Origin of the sequence: Streptococcus cristatus (assembly GCF_003944225.1) — a bacterium.
GTDB classification, from domain to species: Bacteria; Bacillota; Bacilli; order Lactobacillales; family Streptococcaceae; genus Streptococcus; species Streptococcus cristatus_K.
Map to the genome: position 1 here is coordinate 403,078 of NZ_RJPN01000001.1, position 17,870 is coordinate 420,947.

The window sequence follows — 17,870 nt, forward strand, 5'->3', positions numbered from 1 at the left end:
CTTAATTTCCTTCGTACTTAATAGTTGAGCCATTCATGTGCTTGACCCGAGCTGATATTTCCTTGTGTCGGCCGTTGACCATCGGACGGGCTTGCGGATTTCCTAAGTAACCGCAGGTCCGCTTGACCACATCGACCGTCTTGGGATCGCTGTTGCCGCAGTTTGGACAGGTGAAGCCCCGCTCGGTTGGCGTAAAATCTCCCTCAAAGTTACACTTGTAACAGCGGTCAATCGGTGTATTTGTACCTAAGTAACCAACTCGGTCATAGGCATAGTCCCAAACAGCTTCCAGCGCTTTCGGATTTTGCTGAAGAACAGGGTATTCACAGTAGTGGATAAAGCCGCCCGAGGCTCCCACTTCAGGATAAATCTTCTCAAAGTCCAGCTTTTCAAAAGGCGTTGGATTCTTGCGCACATCGTAGTGGAAGGAGTTCGTATAGTATTCCTTGTCAGTAATATCCGGAACGACCCCAAACTTCTCAGTATCCAAGCGACAGAAACGGTCGGTCAGACTTTCAGATGGCGTTGAGTAAACAGAGAAGTGATAGTCATACTGCTCTGACCATTCTTCCACCCGGCGCTTCATATCTTTGACAATAGCAACCGTAAAGTCCTTGGCTTCTGGATTGGTCTCCCAATTGCCGCCATAAAAGACTGCTGCCACTTCATACAGGCCGATATAGCCCAGGGAAACCGTCGCACGACGGTGAGTAAAGAGCTGGTCAACCTGATCATACTTGCCCAAGCGTTTGCCAAAAGCCCCATACTGATAGAGAATCGGTGCATTGGCTGGACTGGCTTCCTTGGTCCGCTCCACTCGGTAGACCAAAGCATCTTCAGCGATATTCATCCGCTCGTTAAAGATTTCCCAGAATTTATCCAAATCTCCCTCGGATTCAAGTGCAATCCGCGGCAGATTGACAGTAACGACGCCTAGATTCATACGGCCGGAGTTGACTTCCTGACCATTTTCATCCTTCCAGCCTTGCAGGAAAGAACGGCAGCCCATCGGTACCTTGAAGGATCCAGTTAAGTCGATAATCTTGTCATATGAAAGGACATCTGGATACATGCGCTTAGTGGCACACTCCAGAGCCAGTTCTTTGATGTCATAGTTAGGCGTTCCCGGCTCGAGATTGAGCCCACGCTTAAGGGTGAAAATTAGCTTAGGAAAAATTGCTGTGCGGTGCTCGCTTCCCAATCCCTTGATACGGATATTGAGAATGGCCTTCTGAATTTCCCGCTCAAAACGGTTGGTCCCCAGACCAAAGCCCAGCGAAGTAAAAGGAGTCTGACCGTTAGAGGTAAAGAGAGTATTAATCTCATACTCTAGCGACTGCATGGCATCGTAGATATCCTTCTTGGTCTTCGCCCAAGCGTATTCTTCCTGCTTATCCGGCAAAACCCATTGCTCTGCATCCTTGAGATGCTTTTGATAGTTAAGCTCAGCATAGGGCGCCAAGACTTCATCAATCCGATCGGCTGAGCAGCCACCGTACTGACTGGAAGCTACATTGGCAATGATTTGCGAGATTTGCGCTGTCGCAGTCTGAATAGACTTGGGACTCTCTACTTCTGCATTCCCAATCTTGAAGCCATTTTTCAGCATGCCGTCAAAGTCAATCAGACAGCAGTTAGTCATCGGTGTATAAGGGCTGTAGTCCAAATCATGGTAGTGGATGTCCCCCTTCTGGTGGGCATTGGCCACATGAGGCGGCAACATCTTAAGCCCAATGGACTTACCAACAATCCCTGCGGTCAAATCCCGTTGGGTATTGAAAACATCGCTGTCCTTATTAGCATTCTCATTGACCACCGTACGATCTTTGTTGAGAAGCTTGTCAATGGTAAAGTTGATATCTGTCGCTTTTGAGCGCTCAAAATCCCGTTGGGTGCGGTAAGTGATGTAGTTCTCCGCAATGGCATATTCCTTGGCATTCAAAAGCTCATGCTCAACGATATTCTGAATCTCATAGATTTTGACATACTTAGCGAAGCGACTGCTGATTTCTGCCACAACACGGTCTGTGATGGTTTCGAGCTTAGCTTCCAGCATAGGCGTCATGGGACCAAGATCCTGAGCCGCTCGTACCATAGCCTTATAGATCTTAGTCACATCAAAAGCTACTCTCCGGCCGTCTCGCTTCTCAACGTAGATGGTAGGCGCTGTATCAAATTTTGCTTCTCTTAAAATCATCACAAACACTTCCTCTTCTCAATTAATCATCTACCAAACATTATATCACTCCAAAATAAAAAATCAATATGTTGTGGTAAAATTGTTATTTTTTTATTTTACACACAACATATTGATTGAATTACTTGATTTGATAAAGCTTGAAGTGATTGAGTTTTAGGTTCACTTCTTCATAATCTTGAGAAATCTTCTTTTTCACGTCCGAAAAGAGTTTCACATCTTTATTGACTAAAATAAACTTTGGACTTGCCTCGTTTAAAGCATTACGCAAGAAAATGCGATTTTCCTCCGTTCCTGTATAAAGCGACGGACTCAGTAGAGAAACAGCGGATAAACGCTGCGATTTTTTATAGAGGCTAGCTGTATTGTCCCAAGCATAAATACTATCCTTGCTAGTGCTGTTTTCACGAATATGTTGGGCAGCCAGATTTCTCTCTGCTGAAACTCCATTGGATAAAATATACTCATTTACAAATGGATAAGCTACGAGATAAAGCATCGCAAGCAGAGGCAGAAAGAGTTGCTTGCCCAAGTAACGATTCCAGCTAGAAGCCTGGGTAGGCTTACGGTGGCGTCTTTCATGTCCATCCCTGTCTCCACCTGTATCTAGCCGCAAGGCTAGTAATAGTAGGGCAAAAGGCAGAGTCGTCAACAATTGATAAGCACCCTTCTCTGGCAGACCCAGAACACCAACAAAGCTGATAGGAAGACCTAGCAAACCAATAAAGCGCATACCACGTGCAGCAGTTGGTTCTTCTTTGAAAGCAAAAGCCGTCATCAACGCTGTCGCAAAACCTAATCCTAGGAAAAGCAAGCCATAATAGAGCAAATGGTCTAATAAATAGCTGCTATTAAGACGAAAAGCCTCTAGAACATAAGTAGCTTGGCTAATCGCTACACCAAAGGAACCATTCAAAACTGTATAGTATCCCAGTGGATAAAAGACTAAAGAAAAACCTAATAGACCTGCTAGTAACTGATAAAAACCACGCGCTTTTCGCTTTTCAGCTATATTGTACAGGAGTAAGAACAGCGTCGTCAATGAGTAAAAGAGCAGACTAAAAGCTGGCTCGATTAGAAAAGCCAAGGCTCCAACCATCCCAAAACGAATAAAGGACTCATCTCGGACACGCCCTTGTAAGTACTTCACGAGATGGTACAGACTCCGAAAGATAAATGGAAAAGCAAAAATCATAGAATAAGTTCCGCCAAATCCCAGTGTCAGTACAAACAAATAGAACAGGATTGTAATCTGGCGAGCTAGACCACTTCTAACCGTTATTTGTGAAATTGTCTGGAAGAGATATATTCCTGCCAAGGTCAAAGCCACTACTTGGAAAAGTAAAAACAATAGCTGACCCAAAAATAAATTCCCCAACCAGCTTACCAAGTAGTAGAGAAGACCGCTGGTTCCATAAATATTTGCATAGGCAACTTCTCCCTGAGTCAAGGCCCAGCCAGCATATAGATTTTGCGATTGCAAATTGGTGGCTAAGTTGGTTAGTAGAGGATTGATCACACTGGTCAAACTGACCAAAACGCTCCAAAAAAATAGTTGTAAGGAAGGAAGCGGCTCGATTATTTTCTCTAACCGCCGTCTCTCACTCGTGTTTTGCCAGGTTTCTGCGGACATAGATACTAAAATTTCCACGTTTTCCTGCTGATTTCTATCGTTCATAAAAGTTCTCCTTGATTTCCATACTCTATAGTATATCAAAAAGCACTCTTTCTGTCAGCCTTATCTTGGCTCCCTTTCTTTTTCTGGCTCTTCTTTGCCAAGCGCTCCAAATCGCGGAATCTTAGGTAAACTAGCCGCTCTTCTGGACAAGAAAGCCGATAAATTATTTTTGCTATTTCCATCTATAATCCTCCTTTGATTCTCTGTCCCCTACTTACTATTCGTAAAATAAAGACAGTAATCACAAGAAAGCATGATGTGTAGCTAATGTCTCAGCAAAAGACAGAAAAAAGGGGCTGGGACAAAAGTCCTAGCCTCTCAATTGTCTTTGGATTGTCAAGCAAGACGCAGGGGTTGAGTGGGCTCTACTACGCTGATTTCATCAGCTTTTACAGCCCTACTCAACTGTGCGGAGGTGGGACGACGAAATCGAATTCTAACGAATTACCAATTTCTGTCCCACTCTCTTTAAAGTAGCGGAGCAAATAATTGCATGATTTCCTTCAGTAAACGCTGGTACCAGCTATTCTGAAGAGTTTCAAGAGAAATTTCTTTGGAAACATCAAACAATTCTTTAAAATCCTGCTTAATATCCGCAATCGATTCTGTTTGATACATAAGGACGGCATTTTCATAATGATGCACCAAACTACGGTAGTCAAAGTTAATAGTTCCCACCACAGCTAACTCATCATCCGAAACAACGTTCTTACTGTGGATAAAACCAGGAGTGTACTCATAAATCTTAACACCAGCCTCCAACAAGTCTGGATAGGCACCACGAGTGACTATCTGAATCAGCTTCTTATCAGGAATAAATGGTGTCACAATGCGAACATCCACTCCTCTCATGGCTGCATTTTTGATATCCTCTGTCAAATCATAGTCAATAATCAAATAAGGGGTCGTGATATAGACATAATCGATGGCTTGATTGATAATATTCTGGTAGACGGCCTTACCCACCTGTTCCTTATAAATCGGCTTAGGCCCGCTCCCGTAAGGGATATAAAGTCCCTTACCTTCCACTCGCTGGCTATCAAAATGATAACGGTCAAAGTCCGTAATTTCCCCGCGATTGATGTACCAATTCATCAAGAAAAGACGTGTCAAAGCCTTCACTGCTCGACCTTCCAAACGGACACCGCCATCTTTCCAATGCCCGAAGCGCACGATATGGTTGATATACTCGTCTGCCAGATTGATTCCGCCTGTATAGCCGACTTGCCCATCTACCACCAAAATCTTGCGGTGATCACGATTATTATAGGCTACCGTCATCCGCGGAATCACCTTATTAAACTTATGGGCATCAATTCCCATCTTGCGCAGCCTTTTCGTATAATCTCCTGAAAGGGTCGCCATACAGCCAATGTCATCGTAGAGCAGCTTGACCTCAACTCCTTGCTGGACTTTATCTACCAAAATCTCAAGGACACGGTTCCACATCAAACCTGGATCAATGATATAAAATTCAAGAAAAATGAATTTCTTGGCTGAGCGCAAATCATCCAGCATGGCCTCAAACATCTTTTCACCAAGAGGGAAATATTGCGAAGCCGTGCCATCATAGACATCCGCATTGTGATCCATACTCAGCAAGGACTTGACAATGCCAAAGGCTGATTTATTCTCCTGCTTGAGTTCGACTCGCAGGTCATAGCTGTTGTCCTCTCGAAACTTCATTGAGTCCATTTTTTCCAGCTGCTGAATTTCTTTTTTGGAAAGGCGCCGCTCACCAATCATCAGATAAAGCAAGAAGCCAAAAACGGGCACAACTGCAAACAAGAGCCAAGTCACCTTACTTTCGGGAGGCATATTCCGATTGACAATCGCCAAGATAGTCCCAATATATAAAGAAACAATGACAAGGGCTGACAACCAATTAGGCACCAACTGATTAAAATAGAAAAAGCCCGCAAAAACAAGAAATAATTCCAGTAACATGATAATGATGCTGAAACCATACTTGGACATCAGCAAACGAAACTTGCCCAGATTCATCCTAATCCTCCCTCGTCTCATATTTCATCTAGTATAACAATAATTAGCAGTAATTTCAAAACTTTTTAAAAGAAAATAGTCTCTAGTCCAAGATTAAAGAAAGCCCTAGCACTCCATTATCCAAACACACAAAAAGCTGGAGCATCTGTCCAGCCTTTTGTAGGATATTCCTTCTTTGAAAATTATTGCTTGGTGAAGACGATTGTGTCGTCATCATCGTTTTCCTGCGATAAATCTTCCAGAGTCAGTTGTTTCCCCTCTACGCGATAACGCTTAACGTCATCTCCAACGATCATAGTTTGATTAGTTGGATCAACCTGCACCTGTTCAATTTCCTGATCACCGTCGCGTTCGACTTTGGTTAGGGTTCCTTTATTTCCAGAAACTTCTAGAGTTAAAGCATCGCCTTCATGAGTGGCCTTATAGGTCCCATCTAAGTCACTAGCAGCCGTTTGACTGGAAGCAGAAGCCTCTGAACTACTAGTATTTGCGCTACTGTTTGTATTGCTACTTGCCTTGCTATTTGATGACACTGTCTCAGATGACTGAGAAGCAGAGGAACTCGCTTGAGATTGAGCTGCCTGATTAGATGGATTTTGACCAGAATTGCCACAAGCTACCAATACAAAAGCGGTCATAGCCGTAAGGGCTGAAAGAACTAATTTTTTTGAAACTTTCATTTTGTTTCTCCTTTCTTTGTTCCACTTCTATTTTACCAAACAGGGCTTTCTATGGTCAACTTATACACTCTGGAGGTAGGCTCGAACCTCTGCAATGAAATAGAGTGAGCCCGTTACAAAAAGAACTTGGTCGGCCGTCTGCTCCTGCTTGAAATTCTCAATAAAGGCTCTATAATCCGCCACATAATCAAAGTCCGCAGCTTCTGCCTGCCCCACAGATTCCCCGTAGTCAAAGCTGGTCACCGTCACCTGAACCTCTGGCAAGTTCTCCTGCAAATAGGCCAGCATACCGCTGTAATCCTTGCGCTTCAAAGCTCCAAACAGCAGGCTGCATGTCTTGCCCTTCTGCACCTTGATAAACTCGACCAAACGTGCCAAAGCTGGTAAATTATGAGCCCCGTCCAGATAGATATTCGGACGAATTTCCTCTAGCCGCCCCGCCCAATGGGTCTTCTGCAAAGAAGAAGGAAGTAGAGAAAAATCAATTTCCCAACTCATTTGTTTCATAAAAAGCAGAAAGGCCTGCAAAGCCAGCGCTGCATTTTCTTCTTGGTAAGCACCCTGCAGTCCCAAGGTTACATGCGATAAAAGAAGATCTTGATTCTTAAAAGAACCATCAGAAAACGAAAAATCTCGCCCATATTCATACAAATCCAAGTCCAAGCTTGCTGCCCGCTGTTCACAGACCTGGCGAGCCTCCTCTGGCAAAGGACCGATGACTGCAGAGCGACCGCTCTTGAAAATACCAGCCTTCTGCTCCGCAATCGCTGTAAGCGTCCGCCCCAACGTCTCCTGATGATCCAAGCCCACTGAGGTCACCACTGAAACTTGCCCATCCAAGACATTGGTCGTGTCCAAAAGTCCGCCAATCCCCACTTCGATGAGAGCCAGATCAACCTGCTCCTCTCTGAAATAAAGAAAAGCCAGCAAGGTCAAGATTTCAAAATAGGATAGCTGGTCATGAGTCTTGACCAATTCTCTCTCCATCTCCTGAATCTGCCGCCCTAAGCGAACAAAATCAGCATCCGAAATCGGCAGACCATTGATACAAATGCGGTCATGGACGCTGACCATATGCGGAGATGTAAAGCTAGCTACCTTTTTCCCTTGATCGGCAAATAAATTCCGCATAAAAGCAATGGTAGAGCCCTTGCCGTTCGTTCCCGTGACATGAATGACGGGGTAAGCCCGTTCAGGATTCCCCAGCAAATCTGCCGCTCTCTGCATCCGTTCCAAACCTGAACGAAAGTTCAGGCCAATACGACCATTCAACCATTTTTCAATCTCATTCATCATTTTCCTACATAAAAAGAGAAGCGAAGCGGACTTCAAATGTGAATCACCACTCGCTTCTCTCTTCTTTTCTATTCTTCGTAAAGAAACTAGCCATGGCCAAGCTGAGATAAATTCTCAAACTGGCTGATTTTCTAGTTTCTAAGTTCAGGCTAAAAAGGTTTCCCAGACCTTCCTCGCTTTCTAGTTTTAAAGCTCGGGCTAAAAAGGTCCAGAGGACCTTTTTACTCCTCCATAAAGCTGTTGAAGACTTCTTCAATCATATCCCACTCTGCATCAGAGTCTTCTGGGACTGGCTCCAACTCGCCTTCTGTTCCGTCTTCATTTTCTGTAAATGAGTAAGCTTGGATTTCAACTTCGCCGTTCTCATCTTCTTCAGCATTTACTGGTACCAAAAGTACGTAATTTTTTCCAAACTCTTCCTTACCATCAATCGTCAGAAGAATTTCAAATAAATTCTCGTTCCCTTGCTCATCTACCAAGGTAATCAATTCAGGCTGTGCCTGTTCGTGGTCATGATTATGATCGTGTGCCATAATTGTTTCCTCAATTCTTTCTAAAAGTTTCTATCTAAATAATTTTGTAAAATTAGCTGAGCCGCCAATTTATCAATCACTTTTTTGCGCTTGCTGCGGCTGACATCCGCCTGTTCAATCAGCATGCGCTCAGCAGCCACTGTCGTCAGACGCTCGTCCTGATACTCAACCGGGATTTGGAAAAGCTGGGCAATCTTCTCGCCATAAGCCTTACTCGCTTCCACTCGTGGACCGCTGGTATTGTTCATGTTTTTAGGGAGGCCAAGCACAAACTTGTCCACCTTATATTGCTCGACAAGCTCCGTCAAACGCTCAAAACCGAACTGCTCTTTCTCTTCATCAATCTGAATGATTTCAAGTCCCTGAGCAGTGAAGCCAAGCGGATCGCTAATTGCAACGCCCACTGTTTTCGAGCCGACATCTAGTCCCATAATTCTCATCAGAGGTCAATGCCTTGCCCTTTCAGATAATAACGCACCAGTTCCTCTACGATTTCATCGCGTTCGTATTTACGAATCTGATTTCGAGCATTATTATAACGAGGCACATAAGCAGGATCTCCACTCAGCACGTAACCTACGATTTGATTGATTGGATTATAGCCCTTATCATTGAGTGACTTGTAGACATCGGTCAAAGTCTCGCTAATTTCTTTTTTGTTTGAATCATCAAGATTAAAACGTACAGTTTCGTCTGTAAATCCCACAATTACACCCTCTTTCTTTAAGAATACCATCATTATAGCATAATTACAGCAGTTTCACAAACTTAATCCATGTAAATTTTCTACTTTTTCGACATTTTTTCAACTATTTACCGCTCCTTCCCATCAAAAAACTAGCCCTTTTCAAAGGCTAGTTTTCATCAGAAATATTAGGACGGATTGCTAATTTCCTTGCCCCCTTCATCTTGGAAGGACTTGATAAATTCTTCTGGAGTCTGAGACTTCATTTGGCTAAAGATTGGCCCATAGGTCGGTACTTTAGAAGCCGCATCATAATCAAGATTTGTCGGATCAATAATAAAATCAATATCAACAGTGCCTTTTTCAGTCACTTTAACATTCACTTGAATACCTTTTACTTGTTCAAGTTTATCCACTCCTGAACTTTGCTTGAAGCTCTTGCTCACCTCTTCTTGCAGAGAGGACAAGTCTTGACCAGCTAAGGCAGACTTAGCTTCTTCTGGCAAATTTTGTGAAATAGCAATATTCACTTTTTCATACTTCTTGCCCGCGTAGGTAACTGTCAAGGTCATCGTTTGATCGAGCCCTTGTACCTTTTGATTTAACTGATAAGACTTGGTAACCGATTTATCTTTTGCCTTGCTTTGGACAGACTGATTGCTACCAGCTTTTCCACTATGTGGTTGTTGTCCACAAGCTGTCAACACCGCCAAACTAGCCATTAAAAGTACTACTGATTTTTTCATTTCTTTCTCCTTTTTGGTTTTCTATGATTGACAAGAAGCTTCCTTACTGTTGCTCCTCAGCCCCGTTCATCAATAAATTATTGATATATTCTTCAGGTGGCATCTTTGTCATTTCTTTTAGATTGCTATTTTTAAAATAATTTAAAGTGAGTGCCTTTTCAATATCCAAATTGTCAAAATCGTAAGTTGACGTGATTTTCATTTCATTTTCATTAAGAATCTGAACAGTTCCGGTGAAACCCGCAACAGTTTTTGCCTGAGTATAGTCCGTATCCTTTTGCATTGATTCATCCAAGAGCCGCTGAGTCTCCTCCAGCCCCACTTCTTTAATCGCATTTTTGATACTATCATCCGTGGGAGTAATTCTCTCCATAATCACCTTGATAAAACGTTTCCCTTGATAAGTGATAATTTGACTAGATTGAATTCCTTGCTCATCTTTGGGGAAAACTAGTTTTTTGGTGATAACTTCCTGCTTTTCAGCCTGACTGATAATGGGAAGATTAGTTGTAATTTCCTCTTTTTTCCCCTTTGGCTTGTCTGCTTTCTTATGAGCGCAGCCAGTCAATATCACAGCTGCTAAGCCAAAAATTAGTAAAAATTTCTTCACGTTCTGTCCTCCTCAGAGATATTGTATCATAGTTTAACCGCTTGTCAATCATTTTTGGGTAATTAGACAGAAAAAGGCAGCCTAAAAGGCGCCTTTCCTTATCTAATTATAGAGCTGCTCGTAAGCGAGCTTCTGTATTCTCAACATTGCGCACTGCACGAGGTAAGAAGGCACGGATATCATCTTCCTTGTAACCAACTTGGAGACGCTTGTCATCCACCAAAATCGGACTTTTCAGAATCCGCGGTGTTTCCATGATAATGTCAATAACTTCGTTCACACTCAAATCTTCAATATCAACACCGAGTCCTTTTGCATAACGGTTTTTTGAAGATACAATGCTGGCAATGCCATTTTCAGTTTTTGCTAAAATATCAAGAATTTCTTCTTTGGTAATTCCTTCCTTACCAAGGTTTTGCTCCTTGTAAGTCAATTGATGGGCGTTTAGCCAGGTCTTTGCTTTTTTGCAGCTAGTACAACTTGAAACCGTATAAATTGTGATCATGCAAGTACTCCTTTCGCTACACGATACTACTATCGTAGTATATTATACCACAAAAACCATCGGTCTTGCGACCTATTTTGCAAAATTATTCTTCAATGTCAAAGGCATCGTCTAGGTCAAGAGTGACTTCTTCCAACTTTTCAAGAGGAGCCTCAGCCTTACCCTTCACTGCTTCTGCTGGCTCATCATCTTCAATCAAGCCGTAACGTACACGGACTTGACGGTCGATTTCATCAAAGACTTCTGGATGATCAGCCAAATATTTCTTCGCATTTTCAGAACCTTGGCCGATTTTTTCATCATTGTAAGAATACCAAGCACCAGCTTTTTTGATGATATCCAAGTCAGTTGCAATCTTAATCAGCTCGCCTGTCTTAGAAATACCTTCTCCGTACATGATTTCCACAAAGGCTTCCTTGAATGGTGGAGCTACCTTGTTTTTCACAACCTTGATCTTGGTTTCCTTACCAACATTGGTATCCTTCGCATCGCCAGTACCCTTGATTTGGGTATTGCCACGGACATCCAAACGAACAGAAGCGTAGAACTTCAAAGCACGTCCACCTGGTGTTGTTTCAGGATTTCCAAACATAACACCAACTTTTTCACGAAGTTGGTTGATAAAGATGGCAATCGTCTTGGTTTTGTTGATAGAAGCAGATAGCTTGCGCATGGCTTGGCTCATCATCCGAGCCTGCAAGCCGACGTGGCTGTCACCGATATCGCCATCGATTTCTGCACGTGGTACCAGAGCTGCAACAGAGTCGATAACAACAAGGTCAACCGCACCAGAGTCAATCAATTTACCAGCAATTTCCAGCCCTTGCTCACCAGAGTCTGGTTGTGACAGCAGCAATTCATCAATGTTGACACCCAGAGCTGCAGCATAGGATGGATCCAAAGCGTGCTCCGCATCAATAAAGGCTGCGATGCCGCCTTCTTTTTGAGCTTGAGCGACTGCATGAAGAGCAACTGTTGTCTTACCAGAAGACTCTGGGCCATAAATCTCAATAATCCGTCCCTTAGGATAGCCACCCGCACCGAGAGCAATATCCAAAGCCAGAGAGCCTGAACTCATGACTTGAACTTTTTGTTCCGCCCGCTCGCCCAGACGCATAATAGCTCCCTTACCGAAGTCTTTTTCAATATTCTTCAGAGCGTTATCCAAAGCTTTTTGGCGTTCATCTCCAAATTTCTTTGTAATTTCATCCAAATTTTTCTGTTTTTTTGCCATTTATTTCTCCTATTTTTTTCTAAAATGTCTTTTGGCCATCTGTTCATTATACCAAAAATCAGTTCTTTAATAAAGTTTTTCGTATGAGGTTGAAGGCATACATAACGGCAATCTTCCGCACATCACCTCGGCTGCGACCAGCAATATTTACCTTAATGGTTTCCGTTCCTGATTCACTCGCTAAGCCGATAAAAACCGTTCCAGCTGGATGACCTTCCAGTGAATCTGGTCCTGCCACACCTGTCAGACTGACAGCTAGGTCACTTTCAGTCAGCTTTCTAACCTGCTCTGCCATTTTCCCAGCCGTAAAAGCTGAAACGACACCGTGCTGCTCCAGTTCTCCCAACGGGATATCCAGCATACGGCTCTTTTCTTCCATGCTGTAGGTGACAAAGCCACCTGAAAAAATAGAAGAGGCTCCAGCAAAATCTGCCAAAGTCGCTTGAAAGAGGCCAGCTGTCAGACTCTCTGCCGCTGAAATCGTCTTGGCTTGACTCTTGAGCAAGTCAAAGGCAACGTGAGCCAAGGAATTGTCATCCCCATAACCGTAGAAAATCTCGGACAAAGGTTGCCCCTCAAAAGTCTGATGCGCCAAAATAGACTTTTCCACAGCCTCAAACTTAGCATCCGCTTCTGCCTGACTCAGAGCCTTAGTGGACAATCGCAAGGTTACTTCGCCCGTCTTTGCATAAGGTGCAATGGTCGGATCGCTTTGTTGCTCAATCATTTCAGCCAAAATAGTCACTAGCTGACTCTCGCCAATTCCGAAAAAGCGCAGCACCCATGAATACAGTTTTTGACCTGTGGATAAGAGGGGAACCAGCTCGTTATTAACCATAGGCTTGAGCTCGCTAGGCGGACCTGGCAGGACAACATAGGTCACTCCATCAACCTCTAGTAAACCACCAACGGCCAGACCTGTCGCATTTGGTAGCGGAGTCGAGCCTGTCACCAGCTGAGCCTGACGTTCATTGTTGGGCGTTCGGGCATAGTCTGGTCGGCTGGCAAAAAAACGATCCAACTTTTCCACAGCCGCTGAGTCGAAGCTCAAATCTCGACCGACAAACTTAGCCAAGGTCTGCTTGGTCAAGTCATCCTCTGTTGGCCCCAAGCCTCCTGTCAGGATAATCAAATCACTGCGCTCTTTGGCAATTTCTAGGACAGAGAGGAGACGGTTTTCATTGTCCCCTACTGCTGTCTGAAAATAGACATCAACTCCCAGACTCGCCAGTTTTTCAGATAAAAATTGGGCATTGGTATTGACAATTTGACCTGTCAGAATCTCGGTGCCCACAGCAATAATTTCTGCTTTCATAGAACCTCCTACCTTACTATTCGGAATTGGCTTTATTTTATCACAAAAAATCTTAAAAAAGGTGATTTTCTTTTCAGGAAATAAAAAGAGCTGTCAATTTGATTGACAAAGTTGTCAACATCCTGTGGATAACTTTCGAAAATCTGTTTGTTATGGAGAATAACTGGTTTGTTAGGCAGATGATATTGGCAAAGGAGACTTTTCTTTTTATAATAAACATGAAAAGGATGTAAAAAGTAATTTATTCATTTCGTTAGAAAGGGAATCATCATGAAAATTTCACAAGTTCTCAAAGATATTCGTCAACATCATCAGCTCACTCAGGAAGCCTTAGCAGAAAGGCTCAAGGTTTCCCGCTCTGCCATTGCCCGCTGGGAAAGTGGAAAAGGAAGCCCTGATATTGGCAACCTCATCGCCATTAGCCGCGAATTTGATCTCAGTCTGGACCAGCTCATCAAGGAGGATGAGCGCTTGGAGAAAAAGGTTATCGAAGATAGCAAGGCCAAGAAATGGCATAATTTAGTCATCCTCTACCTTTTGTCTATCTTGGTTTACATTGGTGTCTTTGCTTACTTACACCATATCTTTATGGCTGGCTTCCTCATCTCAACTCTCTTTATGCTCTTCTTCGAGCTGCGCATCTTTATCAAGGAAAAGATTTGGATGCAGAAAGAGGAGTAAAAATATCCATACTGTACAGAAAAGGCTTAGACAACTATCTTGTCTAGGCCTTTTTTTCGTCATTCTTTAACTGACTTTCATAGCGGAGACGGATGGTCGGCTCTCCGCGAAGGCTCAATCCCTCCTTTTCCCACATCAGGGTCATCCCAATTTTTTCTAAAACTCCTTGACTAGCAAGATTGGGCTTAGTCGTGTGGGCAAGAAATATTTTTACCCCCGGCATGTTCTGAGCCAATTCTTTCAAGGCTAAGGCTGCTTCAGTTGCGTAACCTTTTCTGTGATAGTTAGCATTGACTGTATAGCCTATTTCCGCCGTTTCTTGTTCTGTATCTATTCGAAGAGAGATATTGCCAATTAATTTGCCTTCAGATTTCAACTCGATACCGTAGCGGCCCAAAGGAGCACTTAAATTATATAAGACAAGGCTCTCTCGGCTTTCTTCTATGCTTTGGTGCTCTGGATAATCATATTTTAATAATTCTCCATCTGAAGTATACTCATGATAATCCAACAAATCATCCATGGTCATGGGACGTAGGAGAAGACGCTCCGTCTCCAAAATACAGTTCTCTGCCAAATATACTAAGGCTTTATTATCCATCCTTCATTTCCTTTATTAAAAATCTTCAAAATAGTTAAAAAGTAACCGCTAGACTTTCGCTTTATTTACTTATCGCTCTACTGCTACATTAAAAGAATTGTTATCATAAAAGCAATGATATTATTGCAACAATGAAGGGCAATTGGATACCAGATATTCTTGTCCTTTCTCAGATACAAGAGCGAGAGAAGAAGACCTCCGGCAATATAGGAAATAGCTGTCACCCACTCTGATAAGTCCCAGCTGTGCATATGAAGAGTGGCAAATAGAAAGGTTGTTAACACAATACCGAGCCAGTCAGAGAATTTTGCCAAGAAAGTGCCTAGGAAAAAGCGGCGGAAGAAAAACTCTTCAACGAACGGCCCAACAAAGCAACCGAAAACCAAGATTAGAAAGGGATTTTTCAACAAGGCACCTTGAATATTGGCATCATTCTGCCCCTGCAGCGGCAAGCCCAGACTCTGTTTAATCAAAGCTGAAAGCAGGTTGCAGGCAATGGACAGGAAGAAAACGAAGACCATGTACAAAGAAATCGTTTTTAAAAATTCCTTCTTCTTAGTCAGAATCAAGGCCAACTGCTCCTTTAATTCTTCACGATAAGCTAAGATTCCCAAGATAAATAAAAGGAAATAAACTGGATAAATTAGCCAATTTATTCCAATCAGCTGCAAGCCTCTACCTAGAAACAAAATAGTATAGAGGGTGATAAAAATGAGGAGAAATTTTCTTGTTTTCATTGTTCTACTTCCAATCACAATTCTTTTCATGGTCATTGATAAGGCCAGCTGCTTCTAGGAATGAATAAACACAAACTGGACCGACAAATTTGAAGCCTTGCTTTTTCAGTGCCTTAGACATGGTTTCTGATAGCTCAGTTTTAGTTGGGGCTTCCTTGTAGTTCATAATTTGATTGTCAATCGTTTTGAAATCGACAAAGGACCAGATGTAGTCGTTAAAAGAGCCAAACTGCTTTTGAACAGCCAAAAAAGCTTGAGCATTATCCCTAGTCGCATAGATTTTCATCTTATTGCGGACGATATCAGGATTGTACAAAAGAGCATCCAAGTCTGCATCCGTCATCTGGGCAATTTTCTGGGCATCATAGAAATGAAAAGCTTCCCGAAAAGCCTGACGTTTATTGAGAATGGTCTCCCAAGAAAGTCCAGCCTGATAAGTCTCCATGCAAAGCAATTCAAATAATTTCTGATCATCATGGAGGGGCTTGCCCCACTCCTCATCATGATAGGCCACATATAAAGGGTTGTTCATCTTTACCCAACCGCAGCGTTTGGTCATATCTTCCTCCTATTTCACCAACATCTTGAGAGCAGACTTGATATAGTTTTCAGCTGTATCAGTTGTGCCTTCAAAGAATTTCTTGATTTTCTTGAGCTCAGCAGCCTTGTATCCCAGAGCCAGCATAGCTTCCATAGCTTCTTCAAGCTCTTGATTATCCGCAGTCTGGACGGGCGCCTTGCTTTCTGCTTGACCATCTGCCGCCACTACCTTGCCTTCTAAGTCCAGCACCATCTGCTGGGCCGTCTTCTTGCCAATCTTAGGAAACTTGGTCAGATAGGTGATATTTTTTTGCTCAATAGCTTGCACTAAGCCAACATTATCATCCGCCGCAATAATAGCTAGGGCAGACACTGGGCCAATACCTGAGACTGAAATCAAGCTGAGAAAGAGCTGCTTCTCCTCCTCGGTCGCAAAACCGTATAAGAGCTCCGCATCTTCTCTCACCACCTGGTGCACATAGACCTTGGCTTCCTGATGAAGATGTCCTGAGTATGCATAAGGATTGCCCACATGAAGAATATAGCCGATCGAGTTGACTTCCAATACAATGTACTTGGCTGTGATTTTACTGATGATTCCTTTAAAATATTCGTACATAATCTTCCTTCTTTTTGTATCATTTTGCCCATCTAGTATATCATATTTTCTGTCTGGAAACTGCAAATAGAAGTGCAACCGGTGGTTGACAAAATGTACAGGAAGCTGTATTCTCAAGATAAGGAAAAGCTGTTAGGATAGAGTTAGCAAAGAAAAGGAGGCTGTGATCATGAAACTCGCTGATAAATTATTTGAACTAAGAAAAGAAAAAGGCTGGTCACAAGAAAAACTGGCTGAACAAATCAATGTCTCTCGCCAGAGCATTTCCAAGTGGGAGTCTGGCCAAGCGCTGCCAGAACTGGAAAAAATTGTAGAACTGAGCAAGATTTTCCAAGTGACGACAGATTATCTGCTTTTAGAAGAAAGTGACAAGCCGGAAATAAAACCCGTCCTCTCAGAAGACGAAAAAGACCGCTACTATAAGCAAGTAAAATCTTATGGCTTCTGGCATATTTTGTATATTCTTGTATCAGCCTTGGCTATTTATCTCTTTTCCGCAGGTTCTATCTTTCCAGCAAAATTCACTGGCCTGGTCTGGTTGGCCTTCTTCCTCTTAGTCGCATCCGCAATGGCTATTAACAAGGCGCTAAAGATTAAGGAAAAGTACCTGAACAAGGTTATCGGCTTTGATGGGGACGCTCAGAAAGAAGGTGCTCAAGATAAAGCTAAAAACTGACAATCCCATACCTGTCAAAACTCGTCTGAAAGAACTCTTTGGTGACTGGCTCTTTATCTCAGGCTACCTCATTGCTCTTTTTTTACTAGCTATAGGCTTTTACAATCTAGTTCTAGGAGGCATTCCTGCATTCACTGAAGCCCAGAGCCAGCTTCTGGCTTTTTCTAGCTCCGTCCTGCCTCTAACTATCATCTTTGCTTGGCTAGACTATCGAAAAGGAAGTCTTGGCAAGCGTTGGGCAGGTTTACAGTTGGTTTACAAACATAGGAGCCTTTCCCACAGCCTTTTGCGCTCTGCTATCAAGTTTTTCCCTTGGCAGCTGGGACATATGGGAGCTATCCGTAGTGCTTATCAAGCAGATGCCCTGTCAATTTTCTTGTCAACTTCAGCAGGTATTCTCTTCTTGACCTTTCTGCTGATGGGACTGCTTCGCAAGGACAAACGCCATCCAGCTGATTTGCTTGCTGGAACGCAAGTTCAGCTCAAAAATTCAAAACAGCTCTAGTTCTATGACTAGGGCTGTTTGATCTTCT

At 43.0% G+C, this 17,870-nt stretch carries 20 protein-coding genes; 3 read left to right on the forward strand and 17 right to left on the reverse strand.

Annotated elements, in window-relative coordinates; genetic code table 11:
• Position 1: 1 nt before the first annotated feature.
• The 13 genes from nrdD to D8797_RS02240 form a co-directional block, all read right to left on the reverse strand.
• Positions 2–2,197, reverse strand: coding sequence for an anaerobic ribonucleoside-triphosphate reductase (nrdD, locus tag D8797_RS02180; protein WP_125379202.1), 2,196 nt, complete (start codon positions 2,195–2,197; stop codon positions 2–4).
• A 121-nt stretch (positions 2,198–2,318) separates the two neighbouring features.
• Positions 2,319–3,875 (reverse strand): heme transporter CcmD, encoded by a 1,557-nt coding sequence (locus D8797_RS02185; RefSeq protein ID WP_125379083.1) that lies wholly within the window; start codon positions 3,873–3,875, stop codon positions 2,319–2,321.
• A gap of 468 nt (positions 3,876–4,343) precedes the next feature.
• Positions 4,344–5,879, reverse strand: coding sequence for a cardiolipin synthase (gene cls, locus D8797_RS02190; protein WP_125379084.1), 1,536 nt, complete (start codon positions 5,877–5,879; stop codon positions 4,344–4,346).
• Positions 5,880–6,061: 182 nt separating this feature from the next.
• Positions 6,062–6,559: an SP_0198 family lipoprotein gene (locus tag D8797_RS02195; protein WP_061909721.1), complete on the reverse strand. Its 498-nt coding sequence runs from the start codon at positions 6,557–6,559 to the stop codon at positions 6,062–6,064.
• A gap of 60 nt (positions 6,560–6,619) precedes the next feature.
• On the reverse strand, positions 6,620–7,852 hold the full coding sequence (locus D8797_RS02200) for a bifunctional folylpolyglutamate synthase/dihydrofolate synthase (RefSeq protein ID WP_125379203.1): 1,233 nt from the start codon (positions 7,850–7,852) through the stop codon (positions 6,620–6,622).
• Between the two features lie 224 nt (positions 7,853–8,076).
• Complete coding sequence (locus tag D8797_RS02205; protein WP_125379085.1) at positions 8,077–8,388, reverse strand: DUF1292 domain-containing protein; 312 nt, start codon at positions 8,386–8,388, stop codon at positions 8,077–8,079.
• A 20-nt stretch (positions 8,389–8,408) separates the two neighbouring features.
• On the reverse strand, positions 8,409–8,828 hold the full coding sequence (gene ruvX, locus D8797_RS02210; RefSeq protein ID WP_005591497.1) for a Holliday junction resolvase RuvX: 420 nt from the start codon (positions 8,826–8,828) through the stop codon (positions 8,409–8,411).
• Entirely contained in the window at positions 8,828–9,094 is a 267-nt protein-coding gene (locus D8797_RS02215) for an IreB family regulatory phosphoprotein (protein ID WP_005592119.1), read from the reverse strand. Before D8797_RS02215 ends, ruvX begins: the two co-directional genes overlap by 1 nt.
• Positions 9,095–9,261: 167 nt before the next feature.
• Positions 9,262–9,819, reverse strand: a complete 558-nt coding sequence (locus D8797_RS02220; protein ID WP_125379086.1) for an SP0191 family lipoprotein — start codon at positions 9,817–9,819, stop codon at positions 9,262–9,264.
• Between the two features lie 43 nt (positions 9,820–9,862).
• A complete protein-coding gene (locus tag D8797_RS02225; RefSeq protein WP_005591494.1) occupies positions 9,863–10,429 on the reverse strand; it encodes an SP0191 family lipoprotein in 567 nt (188 codons plus the stop codon).
• A gap of 106 nt (positions 10,430–10,535) precedes the next feature.
• Entirely contained in the window at positions 10,536–10,934 is a 399-nt protein-coding gene (gene spx, locus D8797_RS02230) for a transcriptional regulator Spx (protein WP_005591493.1), read from the reverse strand.
• Between the two features lie 85 nt (positions 10,935–11,019).
• Positions 11,020–12,168 (reverse strand): recombinase RecA, encoded by a 1,149-nt coding sequence (gene recA, locus D8797_RS02235; RefSeq protein ID WP_048763545.1) that lies wholly within the window; start codon positions 12,166–12,168, stop codon positions 11,020–11,022.
• A gap of 58 nt (positions 12,169–12,226) precedes the next feature.
• On the reverse strand, positions 12,227–13,483 hold the full coding sequence (locus tag D8797_RS02240) for a competence/damage-inducible protein A (RefSeq protein WP_185780824.1): 1,257 nt from the start codon (positions 13,481–13,483) through the stop codon (positions 12,227–12,229).
• A gap of 270 nt (positions 13,484–13,753) precedes the next feature.
• On the opposite strand from D8797_RS02240, the gene relB reads away from it, so the two are divergent.
• Positions 13,754–14,164 carry a type II toxin-antitoxin system RelB family anti-toxin gene (gene relB / locus D8797_RS02250; protein ID WP_125379088.1) on the forward strand — a complete coding sequence of 137 codons (411 nt, stop codon included), beginning with the start codon at positions 13,754–13,756 and terminating at the stop codon, positions 14,162–14,164.
• A gap of 43 nt (positions 14,165–14,207) precedes the next feature.
• Here the strand turns inward: relB and D8797_RS02255 are convergent, their stop codons facing one another.
• From D8797_RS02255 to ruvA, 4 genes are all read right to left on the reverse strand, one after another.
• Positions 14,208–14,765 carry a GNAT family N-acetyltransferase gene (locus tag D8797_RS02255; RefSeq protein ID WP_125379089.1) on the reverse strand — a complete coding sequence of 186 codons (558 nt, stop codon included), beginning with the start codon at positions 14,763–14,765 and terminating at the stop codon, positions 14,208–14,210.
• An 83-nt stretch (positions 14,766–14,848) separates the two neighbouring features.
• Positions 14,849–15,502: a CPBP family glutamic-type intramembrane protease gene (locus D8797_RS02260; protein WP_125379090.1), complete on the reverse strand. Its 654-nt coding sequence runs from the start codon at positions 15,500–15,502 to the stop codon at positions 14,849–14,851.
• 4 nt (positions 15,503–15,506) lie between these two features.
• Positions 15,507–16,061 (reverse strand): DNA-3-methyladenine glycosylase I, encoded by a 555-nt coding sequence (locus tag D8797_RS02265; RefSeq protein ID WP_125379091.1) that lies wholly within the window; start codon positions 16,059–16,061, stop codon positions 15,507–15,509.
• Positions 16,062–16,070: 9 nt separating this feature from the next.
• Positions 16,071–16,661, reverse strand: coding sequence for a Holliday junction branch migration protein RuvA (gene ruvA, locus D8797_RS02270; protein ID WP_125379092.1), 591 nt, complete (start codon positions 16,659–16,661; stop codon positions 16,071–16,073).
• A gap of 169 nt (positions 16,662–16,830) precedes the next feature.
• On the opposite strand from ruvA, the gene D8797_RS02275 reads away from it, so the two are divergent.
• Both D8797_RS02275 and D8797_RS02280 read left to right on the forward strand, forming a co-directional pair.
• On the forward strand, positions 16,831–17,337 hold the full coding sequence (locus tag D8797_RS02275; protein ID WP_125379093.1) for a helix-turn-helix domain-containing protein: 507 nt from the start codon (positions 16,831–16,833) through the stop codon (positions 17,335–17,337).
• Positions 17,321–17,842, forward strand: a complete 522-nt coding sequence (locus D8797_RS02280; protein WP_185780834.1) for an RDD family protein — start codon at positions 17,321–17,323, stop codon at positions 17,840–17,842. Before D8797_RS02275 ends, D8797_RS02280 begins: the two co-directional genes overlap by 17 nt.
• Positions 17,843–17,870 lie beyond the last annotated feature (28 nt).